An 18,060-nucleotide genomic window follows, 5' to 3' on the forward strand; every position below is an offset into this window, starting at 1 on the left:
TGAAAAATTATGAAAACTCTCCATATTCCCCCGAATTTAAGCCCTTTACTAAAACGAAAATTAGTCAATATTTATTACATTCTATTAAAAAATAACAGAATATTCCTTATTAATAGCACTTTATAACTATTTTTTTATTGAATTTTTTAAATTAAAGTTTTAAGTGTCATGAGAAATCCCCCCATTTACTCTTATAAAAAATACAAGTACATTAACTTTGTATTGATTAATTATTTGGGGAAGAGGAAAAAGAGAATGAAAAAGAAGTTTATTAAAAAAGCGACAACCTTTGCGTTGGGGCTAGGCTTGGTTTCTAGCAGTCTATCAAATACTTATCTTAGTTTCCCATCTAAAGTGCATGCTACGGGGACGCTATTATCGCCTTTTCAAGGTGGAGCTGGATCTAGTACAAAGGCTGAACAAATCTTGGCTTCTCTGACGAAAGAGCAGCGGGAAGCACTGACTAAGCTTCAAGCCCAGGAAAACTATGGAAAGCAAGGATTTGATGAAGAAGAATTAAAGAGCGATAAAGAAATCTCTGTTATTGTCGAGTTTAAGTCCAAGCCTGAGAAAATTGCGGTACTTGATGCTGCTATTAAAGGAAAGAATCTGACAGCAGAACAAGCGAAAATCAAAGTTGACCATGAGCATGCTACTTTTAAAAATGATTTAAAGAGCATTTTTTCATCCAATCTAGAAAAAAGTGGCGAAAATCCTTATAAAATAACGCATGCCTTTAAAACAGTCTACAACGGGGTTTCTATGGAACTACCTGCAAATGAAGTAGAGTCGCTACTTCAATCAGATGCTGTAAAAGCGGTTTATAAAAGTGTTACATTTACTATCGATCCGCCAGTAAAAGCAGATTCAAGTGAAGAGCTAGAATCTACTAAAAGAATAGAAAGCATTCCATTTCTAGGTGTAGATAAGCTACATAAGGAAGGGTATACAGGGAAAGGTGTAAAAGTTGGGGTTATCGACACAGGGATTGATTATAACCATCCGGATTTGAAGGATGCCTATAAGGGTGGATATGACCTTGTTGATAACGATAATGACCCGATGGAAACAACGTATGCAGATTGGTTAAAACACGGTGATGACCCAGAACAGTCCGGGACATATTATACATCTCACGGAACGCACGTTTCCGGCACCATTGCAGGGAGAGCTAAAAATACTAGTGGTGTAGCCGTTGAAGGAATCGCTCCTGAAGCAGATATATATGCATATCGTGTTCTAGGACCATATGGTACAGGTGACATGGAAACTATTTTAGCTGGAATCGACAAAGCAGTCATGGATGGGATGGATGTTATCAATCTTTCTTTAGGCTCAAGTACAAATGATCCGATTGACCCAACTAGCACAGCTGTTAACAATGCTGTTCTCAGCGGTGTAACTGCAGTTGTTGCTGCAGGTAACACCGGACCTTACTCTTATTCAATTGGATCTCCAGCCGCCGCCGCATTGGCACTTACTGTAGGAGCAAGCAGTACTCCAATACCTGTAGCAAAATATACAGGAGTTCTAGAAGGTGTAACAAACAAAACTTACGATTTAAGCAATCTCTACTCAAACTTTACATCCAATCTCCAATCATTTGAAAAACAGACTTTAGAAATTGTTGATTTAGGAGTAGGAAAAGAAACAGACTACACGAATAAAAATGTATCTGGGAAAATTGTCTTAGTCAATGTGGGTGAGATTGGAACGCAAACAAAAGTTACATATGCAAAAGACCATGGAGCACTTGCTGTATTAACATATAATAACGTGCCGAATGCAGGTACACAAAACTTTGTGAGAGAGGATCAAAGTTTTGTTCCTACTTTTTCTATGAGTTATGAACAAGGATTGGATTTTAAAGCAGAACTTGCAGCTGGCCATAATACCATGACTTTCAAAAATTTTAATGAAGTATTCACAGAAGGAGACAAGCTGGCTAGTTTCAGTTCTCGCGGACCTTCTCGTAAAAATTATGATATAAAACCGGAAATAACAGCGCCAGGAGTAAATGTCCTATCAAGCGTCCCTGCTTACATCATTTATAAGAATGATGCATCTAATTATCAATACGCATATAACCGCATGTCCGGTACATCAATGGCCACTCCTCATGTAACGGGAATATCTGCTCTGCTATTACAAGCGAATCCCGAACTTCAGCCAAGCGATGTCAAAACGATTTTGATGAATACAGCTAAACCATTAGCAGAAAAATATAGTGTATTTGAAGTAGGAGCAGGTCGTGTAGATCCATATCGTGCCGTCCACACAGGAATGGAGCTTCAAGTTCAAGATGAAACTCCAATTCGCTTCAATGAAGAAACCATTGCAATGAAAGAAGAGACAGGCGGACTTAGTTTCGGTAATCATTATGCAAACGAGGAAACTTTTATTGAAAAGACCGTAAAGATTACAAATTTAGAAGATAAACTGAAAAAGTTTGATGTGGACGTCCAATTTCAAACAGATGTTAGTGGATCACTAGATGCTAGTTCTAATGAGGTGAAATTAGCTATTCCAAAGGTTATTCCTGTTCAATCTTTTAAAACAAAAAAAGTGCCTGTTTCCATAACAGTTCCAGCGACTGCCAAAGCCGGCATTTATGAAGGCTATGTTATCCTTACAAACGAAGTCGACAAAAACGAACAATATCGAATTCCATTTAGCATTCGAACAACTGAAGAAGGAATTGACTCTACTTCTCTTTCTTCATATGCCATTTCACCGAGTTATTTACAAGTGAGTCCAAACTCTAGTCTCATTTCGAATGCTAGATTGAATTTCAGATTAAAATCTACGATGAAATATCTAGATTTAGTTTTGGTAGATGGAAAAACTGGAGCGGATATAGGATTTCTAGAAACGATTCCTATGGATGATATGTATGATAATATCAATTATTTCATTGATAGAGTATTTGATGGTAGTTATTATGCATTTACAGGAAATCCAGAAAAGCCAATAGCCTCTACTCGAAGTAGTGTAAAACCTGGACATTACCAGATTAAAGTAATTGGCACAAGTGAAAGGGATCATATTTTTACAACTAATAATGATGTATTTATTGACGATAATAGCCCAAAGATGACAACATCTTTAGATGGAAATGAATCACCTGTCTATGAATATCAGCCGGGTCAAAAAACGGTTCCTCTTCAAGTCAAAATTACAGATGAAGAAGTGGAAAAGATGGTGGCATCCGAAATGAATGTCGATCAGTCTATCAACACTCTCAAGTATTCTATTAACGGAATCAATAAACCTGTCCTTCCTGCCGGGACAGATGGCACGATCAATTTTGACGTACCGATAATTGAAACCATCCCATTCATACGCTCTACATTAACTGGACTAGACACGGCGAAAAATCCGACTGAAAAGAAAAATTTCTACTTTGTTAAAGCGGGTACACCGTACGGATATATGAAGACTGACAAAACAAATGTAAAAATGGGAGAAACGGTATCTGCCACCCTCATTTTAAATAACGTAGATAAGTTAAAAACGGCAGAGTGGACGCTCACTAACATCGGCCAAAGATTTGAAATTGTAGAAGTAAAAGGGAATGATGCCCTTGCGAATTACGGAGCTGCCGTGATAAATGTTGAAACGACAGGCAACACTTCAAAAGTCAAGCTAGCTATGGATGGAACCAAGACAGTGAGCGGAAACATTCCTGCAATCAATCTGACATTGAAAGTGAAGGATACAGCATTTGCAGTAAGCGCAGCTGTAAATCCGACGGTTGCTTATACGAATGAGCTTGGCAATCGTATTACCGTCTCTTCTGCGGGAATGGAATGGCTACTACAGCCAACCTTCTCAGAAGTATATGGCTCATTAGATGGATTAGGCATAGCATATAACGCTGATTGGACAAAACTTGGTGCTTCGATTCGATTAATAGATGCGAGCGGCAATGTGTATGATGGCTCATCGTCCATTATTAGATATGGAGATTACCGTATTTCCAAACTTCCAGTTACTGATAAACCATTCATTTGGGAAATGAAATTGCCGGGACATTTTAAAATCAAACGCCAATTTCTAATTGGGGTCGAGAAGAAGGGAATCATATGGGGTCAGCTTCGTGATTACTCTGCTGGATATGCTGTTGCTGGCGATGTGAATCAAGATGATGTGATTGATATCCACGATGCCCTAGCAATCCAAGAGGCTTGGAATACAAATAACAGAGCTGCGGATATTAACTTCGACGGAATTGTGGATGCAAAGGATATGTATTTTGTTGAAAAGAACTATCTAAAACAAAACTCTGATGCTGACAATCCACCGGTACCTTTACAACAAGTTGATGGAAAGACACTGCAAGATATTTTAAAAGAATTGCAAATTTCAGCCTAGCATTTAATTTCTCTATTAATTCATAATGTGTGTGTCATGCCGATTTAAGAAAGACACAATTACCTTTCTATAACGAAAAAGACGCTATTCTTTCTAAAATAAATGAAAGAATAGCGTTTTTTATCTCACGTACATTACAAAAAAGAAACAACTTCAATTGTGTATAGGTCCAATAATCATCTAATAACTAGTCTAATAGGAATATAATCTATCAATGATTTCAAATTGTTTCTGTTTTAATCAAACCAACTTCACTTCCTTGACAGGGAAGGGGTCGGGGGTTCAAGTCCCTCACAGGTCACCATCTAAACAAGGCTCAAATCCTTTAGTATCTAGGGTTTGAGCTTTTTCTTAGTTTTCAGGAAATACCGTTTTTCTCCTGTGTTTTTATCGCACAAAGACTGGTATATTTGTTGCTTTTTAGTTTTAGAATCAATATTTATCTGCCTACATACATCTCAGCTTATTTATATACCATAGATGAAACCCTCTACTCAAAAATCATTTAAATTTCACGCCAAATGTAATTTTCTGTTCATCATCAGTTCATATACCGATTATAAACTAAGAATTAACAAGAGATTGGAGGAATTTTGATGAACATTGCTTGGAAAGAAATAAAAAAAAATAAAGTAAGGTTTTTGATCTTAGGTTCAATTGTATTTCTCATTAGTTTATTAACGTTTATTATCGCTGGTTTGGCAAATGGCCTATCACAAGATAACGCTGCATTAATTAATGATCTACCAAAAGGACAATTTTATATGAGTGAAGATGCAGACGAAAGCCTTAATCTGTCAAGAATCGATAGCAGTATCCAAAAAAATATATTAAACAAACAAAAAGAGGCTTTAGCCTTTTCCATACAAATGGGGTTTTTGAATGATAGTGAAAGTAAGCAACGAAGTGTCGCATTTGTTACATCGACCGATTCAAAGTTATTTGAAAATGTTCATAAAGGGGAAATCGTAGTCGATCGCTCTTTGAAAGAAAAAGGAATAAAAATTGGAGATACCTTAACGAATAATCAATACAGCGGAAACTTTATAGTAAAAGGTTTTGTAGACCATAAGAAATTCAGCCATGCACCTGTCGCTTATATCAATATAGAGGACTACAAAAAAATTTACGGGACAGATGAAATGCAATTAATTTTCATACCTGGAGGCGAATCATCACAAGTTTTTGCTGGTTTACAAGCATTTTCGAAGAATCAGTTTCTTCATACCATTCCGAGCTATAACGCAGAACAGATGTCTCTAAATATGATTGTATGGTTTTTAGTTGTCATTAGCGGAATGTTGTTTGCGATCTTTTTCTACATGATGAACGTTCAAAAAATTGGTTTATATGGCATTCTTAAAGCAATCGGTGTTAAAACAAGTGCTTTGTTCAAAATGATGTGGACACAGATGGTTTTTATAACACTAATAGCTCTTAGTTTATCTGTTGCACTCAGTCAAGTTTTTAATATGATAGCACCTAAAGGAATGCCCTTTAATTTAACCACTGGAACAACAGTACAAATGTCGTTTATCTTCTTATTAATTGGATTTATAGGAGCAACGCTTTCAGGAATACAGATCAAAAAAGTTGAACCATTACATGCGATTCAACAAGGAGAGGTTTAATATGACAATATTTACAATAGATGATGTTAGAAAAACCTTTACAAATGGTGAAGTGAAGGAAGAAATCCTTAAAGGAGTTAATCTTTATCTTAGAGAAGGTGAAATAACAGCATTAGTAGGTGCTTCGGGGTCTGGTAAAAGTACGCTTCTCACAATAGCGGCTGGACTACAACCCACATCAGATGGGCAGGTCATATTTGAAGGGAATAATATCACGGCCATGAATGCAGAACAAGTTCGAAAAATACGGGCAAGTAAATTTGGCTTTGTCTTTCAATTTGCCCATCTCGTTCCTTTTCTCACTGTAGAAGAGCAACTGATGTTAATGTTAGAGGTCTCTGAATCTAAAATAAAGAAAGGGGAACAAAAAAAAGAAATTGACAATTTGCTAAAATTAGTGGGAATGGATCATCGGAAACAGGCTTATCCATCTTCATTATCCGGTGGGGAAAAGCAGCGGGTTGCCATTGCTCGAGCTATTATCCATAAACCAAAAGTGCTCTTCGCAGATGAACCAACTGCAAGCTTGGATTCTAAAAGGTCTAAAGAGATTATGACGTTAATCCGAGATTTATCTAAAACGCTAAACATTACGACTTTAATGGTTACACATGACGTAGAAATGCTTGCATTTGCTGATCATATCATTAAAATGAGCGATGGACAGATTCTCCAAGGTGATGATAAAATTCTTAGTTAGAGGCAAAGCTTTAAAGCTAGAGGGCTAGGAGAAAACATAAATGACAAATATTTTAATAGTTGATGACGATATCAATATATTAAAGCTTGTAGCTATTCACTTATTTGAACAAGGCTATAAAGTATTCCAAGCAAAAGACGGAATGGAAGCTTTAGGAATACTTAGAAACGAAGCTTGTGATTTAGCGGTAGTCGATGTGATGATGCCATTCATGGATGGCTATGCACTAACGAAAGAAATTCGAAAATTGTATGATATTCCCGTCATCCTTTTAACAGCTAAAAATCAAATCGAGGATAAAGAGCAAGGATATGAAGCCGGTACAGATGATTATTTAATCAAGCCATTTGAACCAAAGGAATTAAGCTTTCGTATAAAGGCTTTGTTACGGCGATATGAGTATCGACCAGACGAATCCATTTTACGGGTAGGCAATACAACGATAAACAAAAAAAACTATGAAGTTCAGATTGGGAAACGAACCTTACTTTTACCGTTAAAGGAATTTGAACTTCTATATTTTCTTATTTCCAATCCGATGCAAGTATTTTCTAGATATTACCTAATTGAACAAGTTTGGGGTATGGATTATGAAGGAGATGAAAGAACAGTAGATGTTCATATAAAAAGATTAAGAGAACGATTTTCTAAATTAACAGATGATTTCCAAATAAAAACTGTACGTGGGGTTGGATATCTATTAGAGGTTCAACGTAGATGAAAACTCTAAATGCAAAGTATATTGTTGTAACCATCGGTATGATGTTAATTAGCTTTATCGTAGCTTTTTTCATCTCAAATATCATTTATCAACAAAAGCTGAAGCCTTTTAATGACAATAAAAACACAAAAGTCGCCCTAGATATAGCTTCTTTTGTTAATGAGCACCCAAATATCGACTTGAAAAATTATTTAGAAAGTGTTTCTAATGTTGGTTATCAACTATACCTTGTAGATAACGAGGGGAATGAACTATTTTTTGGTGAACCATTTAGGGACAAAAGTCTTTCTGTTTCATCTAAAGAGAAAGTATTAAAAGGACATATTTTCCACGGGATTCTTCACTTTCCTCAAAAAACATTCGTGACAGGATTTTTTGCCAATGAACTAAGGAATACGATTGGTGTTCCATTGAAACATAACGGAACAAACTATGCTCTTTTTGTTAGACCAGACATAAAATTTCTTTTTAACGAAATGCACATATTATTTGGATGGATTCTACTATTATCGATTACTATTAGCATCGTTATGGTGGTTATTAATACTAAATTTTTAGTTAGACCTATTACCAACCTAACTAAAGCAACAAAGTATCTGTCAACTGGTAATTTTAATGTAGAACTGGATATTACCCGTCATGATGAGCTGGGGGAACTCTCCCATAGTTTTTTACGAATGGCTAGAAAGCTAGAACAAATGGAAGACATGAGGAAGGAATTTATTTCAAATATTTCTCATGATATACAGTCACCTCTCTCCAATATAAAAGGATATACGAATTTATTGGAAAATAAAGAAATAGGTAACGAAAAAAGAACTCAATATGTTTCCATCATCAACAGTGAAATTAATAGGCTTTCTACCTTAACAAAACAATTGTTACTTCTTGCCTCGTTGGATCGAAATGAGGATATTATGGAGAAAAAGGTATTCAACGTTGGTCACCAATTAAAAGAATTGATTCGTAACTATCAATGGACAGTGAGTGAAAAAGGTATAATGCTTAGCCACTCCTTACCAGATATTGAAATGATCGGTGATCCTTCCTTACTGAATACTGTTTGGGATAATCTATTATCAAATGCCATTAAATATAATAAATCGAATGGTACGATAGAGATTTCAATAGAAGAAATAGGACAGTCGATTTTCGTAACTTTTGAGGATACAGGAATAGGGATGAATCATACGGAATTAGAAAGAATATTTGATCGCTTTTTTCGAGCTGATATGGCACGAACAAGAACCATTGAGGGAACAGGCTTAGGTTTATCTATTGTTGCAACCATTGTCAAGCTACATGAGGGGCATATAACTGTGAATAGTATAGAAAAAGTAGGTTCTACTTTTATTGTTGAATTACCAATGTAAGGCACCTCCAATCTGAAGGTGTCTTTTTATTTGCCATAAATATATATGGAATCATGATAAATAGTTGTGAAAAAAATAGAGATCCATAACAATTAAAAGGCTATTTTCTAGCGAAGTTCTAAAATTCCCCCAATTTTCAAGTTCCAATATCTTACGAATTTCTACAATAAATTAATTCATAGTACTTGTTTTTTCTATTTTATTTTACAAAACACAAAATCAAAATTTATTTTTTTGTAGATTCATGTAGAAAAATGCTAATAGAGATCATAGAATATTCCCCCAATTTACTAGAATTGAAGCCTATCCTATAATCAGAATTAGGGGATTTTTCTGAATATTGAATAACTGTTGAATATACTCCCAATTTCCAAATGTTATTAAACCAGATGAAGACATCATAACGATATTTCAAAAATTATTTAAATTTCAGGGCAAATGTAATTTCCTGTTCATCTTCTGTTCAAAATGTAATGTCTTGTTCATCATCTGTTCAAAATGTAATGTCTTGTTCATCATCTGTTCATATTCCGTTTATATACTAAGAATATCAATAATAATCTGAATTGTGTAATATTTTAGAATATTGAATAACTGTTGAATAAACTCCCAATTGATACTAGATTAGTTGAAAATTTAATAACCAGATGTTGAAAGACAAACCAGTGTATGAAATGCGAAGTTAAGTCATCAGCACGATACCTTCACATTTTTACAAATATATTAATCTACTATTTAGTTAGGAAAAGGGGAGCTTTAATGAGTAAGAGGAGAAACAAAAAAATTATTAATGTTTTGACCGCAAGCTTGGCTTCAGCAGTACTATTGGCAACAAGTACTGGTAATACATTTGCTTATGATGTAAACACTGATCAAACGTCGGTCAGCCAGTCGTCCCAGCCACAGCAGAACAATCCGGTTGTTGACACGCACACGGTCACTCTAGTTACCGGAGAAGTTGTAACTCTTGACAAATACGCCGACGGCTTGCAGGCAGCGACAGTCGCACCGTCACCTGATGGCAGCCCAACGGAAATAACTAAGATACAGTTGGGTGACGATTTCTACATAATCCCGGCTAAGGCGCAGTCGTACATCGATGCGGATGAGTTGGACCGCGAGCTGTTCAACATCACCAAGTTGGTCGAATACGGCTACGATGATGATCATGGCTCTGATATCCCGCTGATCGCGACTTACTCAGGCACAGAGAGTATGACGGACAAAGCGTTAGAACAGGCTGCTCCGACAGGCTCAAAAAAGGACAAGGTGTTAGATAGCGTTAACGGTGTCGCGCTAAAGGCGAATAAGTCGAAAGCGAAGACGTTCTGGGAAGCAGTCGACGACGACAGTGTCAAAGCAGAGACCGCCCCAAAACTTGCCGATGGCATGAAGAAAATTTGGCTAGACAAGCAGGTGAGCGTGACACTGGACAAGAGTGTACCTCAAATTGGGGCACCGACTGCATGGGCGGCTGGATATAATGGTAAAGGCGTGAAAGTAGCTGTCTTGGACACTGGAATCGATCCTACTCATCCTGATGTTAAAGATGCTATCTTGGAAACAAAGAGCTTCATACCTGGTGAAGATTATATCGATCACCACGGCCACGGAACGCATTGCGCTTCGACCATCGCGGGATCTGGCGCAGCTTCCGGCGGTAAATTAAAGGGAGTCGCTCCAGGTGCAGAACTTCTCATTGGGAAGGTGCTTGGCAATTCTGGTTCAGGTTCTGAATCTGGAATCATCGAAGCCATGGATTGGGCAGTCAAGGAAGGGGCCGATGTCGTCAGTATGAGCCTTGGGAATCCAACTCCAAGCGATGGCACCGATCCACTGAGCCAAGCGGTCAACCACTTCAGTGAAACCAGCAATACCTTGTTTGTCATTGCGGCAGGTAATGCAGGTCCAGATAAGAAAACCGTAGGATCACCTGGTGCAGCCGAAAAAGCTTTGACCGTTGGGGCGGTAAACAAATCCGACCAATTGGTGTCTTTCTCTAGTCAGGGTCCGCTAATCGAGAATTATAGAGTCAAACCAGAAATCGTGGCACCAGGAGTAGCAATTGTAGCTGCTCGTGCGGCAGGAACCGCTTTAGGTACCGTCGTTGACGCTAACTATACATCTCTAAATGGTACATCGATGGCTACACCACATGTAGCGGGTGCGGCAGCCATTCTTCGCCAAAGTCATCCGGACTGGTCCGCTGACCAAATTAAACAGGTGTTGATTGGAACTGCTTTTAGACCAACTACCACCACCTTAACTGCCTATCAGGTCGGAGGCGGACGCGCGGACGTTGCTCAAGCCCTGAATGCCAACGTCTATAGCAGTCCTGCAGTCGTTAGTCTTGGAGCTGCTGAGGCAACTAGTAAACCGATCGAGAAGACATTTAAATACGTCAACCCGTCTGATAGTGTTATGAATTTAACTCTTAATATGGTATCTAAAAATGAGACTGGTGCCCTAGCTCCGGCAGGCATGTTTACACTAAACCAGTCAGCAGTTACCGTTCCTGCTCATGGCAGCAGTGAAGTGAAAGTGACATTTGATCCTTCCATTGGCACGGTAAGCGATTATACAGCAGTAGTCACGGCTACTTCCAATGACGGTAAAACAATAAAAACGACCATTGGTGCTACGAAGAAGGTACCATCAGTGGATTTAAGGATTGAAGCAATCGACCGCAACGGAAAACCGACAACCAGTACAATATTTGTGGTTAACCTTGATACGGGATTCAGAAAAGAGGTCTTAACAAATAAAGAATCTGGGATCAAGACCGTTGAAGTGCCGCAAGGACGTTACTCGGTCATGGGTACCGTGGACACATACGATGAGGCTAAATGGCGAGTGGAGAGCCATACTCTCGTAGGTGATCCTGAGGTGGAGATGAACGGGAACAAGACGATCACGTTAGATGCCCAGTTGGGAAAAGAGGTCAAGATAGCTACACCTAAGGAGTCCGAAGGGGTGGGCTACAGTTTAGGATACCGCGGGACACAGCAAATTAATGGCATCCCGTTTGTGATTGACTTCATGAAGAGCTATACGGCACCGTACTGGGATCACGCCTACGTGGTACCAACCGAGCCTGTGACGACCGGCACGTTCGAGTTTGACTTCCAGCAGCGCAGGTACGCACCTTTAATCCGTGCCTCTTATGATAATGGTGATTCGATCCCGCTCGAGCATGTCATGTTTACACCTAAGTTGAACGGCGACAAGACACTCGAAGCAGTCAACGTCGGATTTGCACGACCTGATGACCTCAGCGGCAAGGACGTCAGTGGCAAACTGGCCGTCATCACTCGCGATATAAAATCGACGATTACGGACCAGATTAAAGCTGTGACGGCTGCCGGTGCAGTGGGTGTCTTTATTGTTTATGACGGACCAGGCATTTACTGGACGAGCGTGTTTAAAACGGCTGGCATTACGATTCCGGCCTGGACCCTTCAACAAGACACCGGAGCGGTGCTCTTCGATCGAATTGCTAACGGTCCTACTAGTATCAACCTGAAAGGTATTGCCAACAGCCCGTACGTGTACAACATGGCGATGATGGTTCCGGATGTGATCCCGGCTAACCCAGTCGACGAAGTGACGGCAGAGAACTCTGCCGTGGTGAATGCACACTACCGCAGTACAAAAGGAAGAGTACTCGGTGAGACCCTTAATGCGGTCCGCCCAGGGGAGTCTGCATTGTTTTCGGTTGTGAATTTTATCGACGGACCACTGGATCGTGAAGAGTGGTATTCGACCGGCAGTATGTCGCCGACGATGAAGGATATGAAATGGTACCACGTGGTCTATGACGAAAATCGCATCTCCCGTAACATGAAGGACATATTCCGCAACTACCTGCCTGGTGAGAAGCGCGAAGAGACATGGTTGGGTGCGGCAGCTGGTCCGGCTCAACCCGAGACCCAAAAGGCGTTCCGCGAGGGAGACAAATTCTTACTCAACATGGCAGAACAGGGTGACAGCCAACCGGGGCACTGGGGCTGGTTTGGATATCCTGAAGACACGTCGATGGTTCGGTTGTTTCAGGACGGGAAACTCCTAGCGGAGAAGAAATATTTCGGGTTTGGAACCGAGCTGCCGGTCAGCGCTGACCCAGCGACCTACCGAATCACGATGGACACGGCGCACCCGACAGGGTTCAGAATGTCTACAAAGACTAGCACTGCGTGGACGTTCAAGTCCGAGCGACCAGCAAATGGGCAGGAAAACCTAGCGCTACTGTGGCCGAAGTATGACATTGGCCTGGATGCGGAAAACAAGGCAAAAGGTGGCATTACTGACCACTTCGATCTATCATTCGTACTTCAATCAGGTGCTACCCCAGACATTAAAGGGGTCGAGGTCGAAGTATCCACGGACGACGGCGAAACTTGGAGCAAAACAAAAGTGGATAACAGGCAAGATGGCCACTACAAAGTGTGGGTGAAAAACCCAGACACTGGCTACGTTTCGCTTCGCGTCAAGGCATGGGACGCAAACGGCAGCCAGATCGAACAGACTATCATTAAGACCTACGCTGTGCGCTAACACTCGCGGCAGATGCTAAGGTTTTGCTAACTGGGGCTTTAGCTTAAATGCGGCAGACAATGGAACTTTAGACTTCAAAAACTTAACGTTGCATTACCTGCAGTTGCTTTATGTTAAAGCTACCAATAAATAACCCTTTATTCCATTTGGAATAAAGGGTTATTTTTTAAAAATAATTAATATAAAATACACCCTACCTTCTATTTCATTTATCAATTTTTTTTTTTGAATTGCACGAAAATTGCACAGAATTTCTAGAAACAATGGAATTAGAGAGACTACTTGTGTATAAATAATCATTGCCATCTTGAATTACTGGAATTAATGGAATCAAATTATACAAAAATACTGTATAACAGACAGTTTAAGAAAATAGACAGGGTTGAGGTCAATTATTTTCTTCAAAAAGCTCATCTTCCAAATATAAATGGTGCTATTTTGACGACAAGGTTAAAAATTTAAAATTTTTCAAAAAACTGCAGTTCCATTTAAAGAGGATCTGCAGATAATGTCGGTAGCATTTAATAAAGTAAGTGCCGATTAATTTTGTGGGCTTTTTTGTGCTTTATTTTTGAAGTGTTTTTTGGCCGCACTTTGGTAACATTTTGGTCACACACTACAAATAATTAAAAATTATTAGAAATAACTAAATCACATAAAAATTGCTAAAATCCTTTAAAATTAAGGATTTCTAATAATTTATGATAATCAAAAATAACTAGAAATAATCTTTCCTCTAACTTCAAAACTGTCCGTAGCCTGCGTGCCAGGTTAGTTGGGTTCGATTCCCAGCCAGTCCCGCCAACCCTGTAATACCAAGGATTCTAACGAATACTTATTGTACATAAACCAGAGGGCACTCGGTCTTTTTTTTATCCTTTTCAATATGTTTAAAGTGTGATAGGAATTTATAAACTTCAAAACAAAGGATAACAGGAGGAAAAAAATGAATGAACAACAATTAGAGGTTTTGGAAGAAAAAATAATGGCCGAAGTTTCTGTATTACCTAATGATGTTTTCCGACGGCAATTTAATTTTGGAATCGAATACTAGGGAAGAATCCAAAATTTAGCGTTTTTTGAGAATAAATGTTAATTTCCGCCTATTTTTTTTTGTGTTTTTTTGAATTAGAAAAGCGGATCTAGGAAGTCAGTCTAAACTCACTTTAAATTCAACTTTTCTCTCAGTTCGGATACCAACTTAATATAATGTTCCAATCTTTTTTCTGTTGCCTCTAATATTCCTTCCAATATTTTAATTCTTAACTGTTCTTCTGACATTGCCTTTACTTTAATAATTTCATTTGAACCTGTCAGTGTTTTTTCAAAAGAGTGTTGATTGATCATATTCCTTTACTCCTTCCTTTTTTAATAAACAAATCGACTGTGCTTTGATGATGAATTTCAACAGGCACTATACTCTCAAATATTTCTCTGTTAGGGTAATTATAGAAAAGATATTTCTTACAAGAATTTATAAAAATAATAATAGAATCTCTATCAACGGATTTTAAAAAATTACATATCTCTTTAGATTCTGGCAAAGTATTACTGTTAAAATCATCAATTAATTCTATTTTCCAACTGCTTCTCTAGTGTTATTTAAACTATTATTTTTGGTATCGTTAAAGAATTCCTTTATATTAAAAACAAGGATTTTATCAAAAAAGAGACCTTCCATTTGCATAATATGTGGATATTTTTCTTTAATAAATTCTGATATTAAAATGTAACAAACTTGTCCCTTATGAAATAGTTCTTTGTAAATTAAACAGTTCAACAACTGCTAGGTTGTTACTACATGGTACAAAATCATCGTGTTCACTCCGAATCTAAATGTAAACAAGCATACACCCTTAAAATGTCATTTTAGAGACTAGCTTTATCCATGATTTCACCCAATGTTTCGAAGGATTGATTTTCTGTATCTGCAATCACTCCTCGGGAAAAAACTATATCACCAAAATATTCTCTTATAAATCGAAGGTCTCTAATTATCATTCTAAAAGGTTGATACGCATCGTAACCTGATATATTAAATAGATATTCAAAATTTGAGAACATCTTGTTATATAATTTGACAAAATCGAATATTCCAGAATGAATTTGTTCATAAATTTTATAGTTTTCCACTTCTGGTACATCAAAAAGTAATTTAAACTCTTCTTCAGTTTTCTTAAAACCAGAGAATGATGGATAGCAAGCCTGTGTAAATAACTCAAAATATACATTATTATGTTTAGTATTTGAGTGGATATCGTATAAATCTCTGTTATACATTCTAGAAAAAATATAAGCGACTATTTCTTTTTTCAAAATCTGGCTAAGAATACCAGTATGGTTAGATGTTCTACTTCCAGCTACTAATATGTGAACATCACAATTCAATTTCCATTTTTGTTCAATTAAATATTTTATCCCTGATCCTCCAGACCCAACCCAACCAACATCAACGACAGCAACCTTTTTACTACCTTGAATGATATTTAAAAAATACTCTTTAACAATTGCATTATCCTCAGAAAGTTTTTTTTCAACAGTTTCCCAGTTTGCTATAAAAAATGCTTGAATTATATTTACATTTCCTTTATGAATCAAATCGTCTTCTTTTAAATCATAATGAGCCAATAAATCAACCAACTCACTTAACTCTAAAGATTCTAAAAGCCCTTTTATAGTAATTTTCAATATACTTTGTGCTTTATGCTTTACCATTCGTTGCAAAAAATCATATCGATTTTTTTCTATGGTATATTTCAAATTGGCAATTCGAGACCAGAGAACATATTCATTGTCCATATCAGTGTATAGAAAATTAAATACTTTACGATAAATATCCCCATCCCTTGAAAGAAACAAAACTTTATCTATGTTATTCTGTTTTGCATAATCATAAATCCATTTGCAATAGCCCAATATATACAATCCACCATAAATAAAACCATATTCATAATGGGGTGTATATTGCTTTCTACCATTATGCAAATGAGTATTAACGATCCCGCTATATGTGGAACCAATTAGTTCAGACAAAGTGTCTGCACGGTATTGATTTCCTGTCTCATGAACATTTTTATAATATCTTGTCGCAATTCCGAATTCTTGAGCGCTTTTAATATCTATTTCATAATTATCTCCGACGTGAACCATCCTTATATCATTACCTAATTTTTGCAGAGCTTTTTTAAATAACTGTTTATCTCGTTTACTACAATTGTTCTCACAAGAAACAAAAACATCAATAACACTAAAACCTGAGTTTTCCAGTAATTGTATAATCATTGACTTTGTTAAATACATATCTGAAATAGCAATTATTTTCTTATTATGTGATTTAAGTATTTCAAAAACATCTTTCATATATGGATTTGCAAAACAAAACTCTAATTCTGTTTGAACCTCTAACCGCACTCCATATTGTTTATCAATTCCTGTTCTTAACTCAACAATTTCATATATATCATAGATAGTTACTTGCCTATTCCCATTCTTTATTTCTGCTTGGTCTCGCGCCTCTTTTTCCGCTTCCATACGTATAGACATAAAATTCACACAGTTAAGTTTTTCTCCTAATATCATAAATATATGATGTGGTTGGGCAAAAGGCCTTAATAATAAAGTGTCAAAAATATCAAATGAAATGACATCATATGCTAAGAGATCTCTAGCGAATTCAAGTGCTGAAGGCCGGTTTAATACTCTCGACTCAGATCCATCTAAATATGGCAACTTTAGCAGCTCTGTTGTATTTAAAGGGTCTTCCATTTATAAATATTCCTCCTATTCTTTTTAGGGAAATGCCAGCCAAACGAATACATACCTCAAAAACACATGAGATACTTGTATCTTATTCGCTTGTCCAATAGAGGTTTGGGCAAGCCGGCAAGTTTTAATGAAAATTATTTGAATAAACCAATCCATCCTATTTTTTTCGTTATTTTATAAGTTTAATGACCTCTCAATTATCAGTTTTATTGAGTACAATGGTTAATCGCCGTAACGTAAGTATAGCTCGGACAATATTCTAGTTAAAAAGGACTGGGAAATATGGATAATTTTAAAAGCATCTCTATTAAAAAAACAAAAAATGGACTGGAAATAAAAAATCCGACCAATTACGAATTGATCGGCAAAGGAGTGCAGGGGGCAGTTTTCAGGATTTCCGATGACCGATGTATAAAGGTGTATGCTAGAGAAAGACACTGGCTGAGAGAGAGTGAAGCACTAAACGCAGGTCAGGATTCTTCGATTGTTCCCAAAGTATTTGAAGTAGGGGAGAACTATATTGTAATGGAGTACATCAAGGGACAACCATTGAAAGAATATCTTAGGTCAATAGGGACTATCCCTGAACCTATCGCTAAAAAACTTGTATTTATATTCAAGGAAATGAAAAGAATCGGTTTTACCCGGATTGATGCAGCTATTCGCCATTTTATCGTAACCGATGATGGAGAAATTAAAGTTGTTGACCATGTGAATTCAATGAAACGTCTGCAAGCTTGGCCCATTAAATTATTTGAAAGCCTAGCCAGATTATACCTGTTGGACCTGTTCCTGGATCATCTGAAGGAAATGGATCCGGATTTATATTGGGAATGGCAAAATTTGATGAAAAATAGTAAAGATAAATAAATGAAGTTTTCTAATAAATTACCATTAAAAAGTGTTTGGGCTCTTGTAGGTGAAGAAGATTAATGAATTTTA

The 18,060-nt window shown here is 37.3% G+C and carries 9 protein-coding genes; 7 read left to right on the forward strand and 2 right to left on the reverse strand.

Annotated features, from left to right (window positions below; all coding sequences use genetic code 11):
- Window positions 1-255 precede the first annotated feature (255 nt).
- The 6 genes from ACJ004_RS03410 to ACJ004_RS03435 all read left to right on the forward strand — a co-directional run bounded on the left by ACJ004_RS03410 (window position 256) and on the right by ACJ004_RS03435 (window position 13,353).
- The gene (locus ACJ004_RS03410) at window positions 256-4,374 is read left to right on the forward strand and encodes a S8 family serine peptidase (RefSeq protein WP_410891110.1); all 4,119 of its coding nucleotides are present in this window, start codon (window positions 256-258) and stop codon (window positions 4,372-4,374) included.
- Between the two features lie 596 nt (window positions 4,375-4,970).
- Window positions 4,971-6,005: an ABC transporter permease gene (locus ACJ004_RS03415; RefSeq protein WP_410891111.1), complete on the forward strand. Its 1,035-nt coding sequence runs from the start codon at window positions 4,971-4,973 to the stop codon at window positions 6,003-6,005.
- A 1-nt stretch (window position 6,006) separates the two neighbouring features.
- A complete protein-coding gene (locus tag ACJ004_RS03420) occupies window positions 6,007-6,705 on the forward strand; it encodes an ABC transporter ATP-binding protein (protein ID WP_410891112.1) in 699 nt (232 codons plus the stop codon).
- 40 nt (window positions 6,706-6,745) lie between these two features.
- Window positions 6,746-7,426, forward strand: a complete 681-nt coding sequence (locus ACJ004_RS03425; protein ID WP_410891113.1) for a response regulator transcription factor — start codon at window positions 6,746-6,748, stop codon at window positions 7,424-7,426.
- Window positions 7,423-8,799: a sensor histidine kinase gene (locus tag ACJ004_RS03430; protein WP_410891114.1), complete on the forward strand. Its 1,377-nt coding sequence runs from the start codon at window positions 7,423-7,425 to the stop codon at window positions 8,797-8,799. Before ACJ004_RS03425 ends, ACJ004_RS03430 begins: the two co-directional genes overlap by 4 nt.
- 759 nt (window positions 8,800-9,558) lie before the next feature.
- The gene (locus ACJ004_RS03435; RefSeq protein ID WP_410891115.1) at window positions 9,559-13,353 is read left to right on the forward strand and encodes a S8 family serine peptidase; all 3,795 of its coding nucleotides are present in this window, start codon (window positions 9,559-9,561) and stop codon (window positions 13,351-13,353) included.
- Between the two features lie 1,161 nt (window positions 13,354-14,514).
- Here the strand turns inward: ACJ004_RS03435 and ACJ004_RS03440 are convergent.
- Together ACJ004_RS03440 and ACJ004_RS03445 are read right to left on the reverse strand one after the other, a co-directional pair.
- Window positions 14,515-14,700, reverse strand: coding sequence for a hypothetical protein (locus ACJ004_RS03440; RefSeq protein ID WP_410891116.1), 186 nt, complete (start codon window positions 14,698-14,700; stop codon window positions 14,515-14,517).
- A gap of 522 nt (window positions 14,701-15,222) precedes the next feature.
- Complete coding sequence (locus ACJ004_RS03445) at window positions 15,223-17,118, reverse strand: HAD family hydrolase (protein WP_410891117.1); 1,896 nt, start codon at window positions 17,116-17,118, stop codon at window positions 15,223-15,225.
- Between the two features lie 282 nt (window positions 17,119-17,400).
- Here ACJ004_RS03445 and ACJ004_RS03450 point away from each other — a divergent pair, with 282 nt between their 5' ends.
- Window positions 17,401-17,988: an AarF/UbiB family protein gene (locus tag ACJ004_RS03450; RefSeq protein ID WP_410891118.1), complete on the forward strand. Its 588-nt coding sequence runs from the start codon at window positions 17,401-17,403 to the stop codon at window positions 17,986-17,988.
- The last annotated feature ends 72 nt before the right edge of the window (window positions 17,989-18,060 follow it).

Origin of the sequence: Neobacillus sp. 204 (assembly GCF_046562815.1) — a bacterium.
Taxonomy (GTDB): Bacteria; Bacillota; Bacilli; order Bacillales; family Cytobacillaceae; genus Neobacillus.

What these genes read in the sequence shown, in the direction of transcription:
- ACJ004_RS03425 (WP_410891113.1), top strand. Translation starts at nt 6,746, where the DNA reads ATGACAAATATTTTAATAGTTGATGACGATATCAATATATTAAAGCTT.
- ACJ004_RS03410 (WP_410891110.1), top strand. Translation starts at nt 256, where the DNA reads ATGAAAAAGAAGTTTATTAAAAAAGCGACAACCTTTGCGTTGGGGCTA.
- ACJ004_RS03440 (WP_410891116.1), bottom strand. Translation starts at nt 14,700, where the DNA reads ATGATCAATCAACACTCTTTTGAAAAAACACTGACAGGTTCAAATGAA.
- ACJ004_RS03430 (WP_410891114.1), top strand. Translation starts at nt 7,423, where the DNA reads ATGAAAACTCTAAATGCAAAGTATATTGTTGTAACCATCGGTATGATG.
- ACJ004_RS03445 (WP_410891117.1), bottom strand. Translation starts at nt 17,118, where the DNA reads ATGGAAGACCCTTTAAATACAACAGAGCTGCTAAAGTTGCCATATTTA.
- ACJ004_RS03450 (WP_410891118.1), top strand. Translation starts at nt 17,401, where the DNA reads ATGGATAATTTTAAAAGCATCTCTATTAAAAAAACAAAAAATGGACTG.
- ACJ004_RS03435 (WP_410891115.1), top strand. Translation starts at nt 9,559, where the DNA reads ATGAGTAAGAGGAGAAACAAAAAAATTATTAATGTTTTGACCGCAAGC.
- ACJ004_RS03415 (WP_410891111.1), top strand. Translation starts at nt 4,971, where the DNA reads ATGAACATTGCTTGGAAAGAAATAAAAAAAAATAAAGTAAGGTTTTTG.
- ACJ004_RS03420 (WP_410891112.1), top strand. Translation starts at nt 6,007, where the DNA reads ATGACAATATTTACAATAGATGATGTTAGAAAAACCTTTACAAATGGT.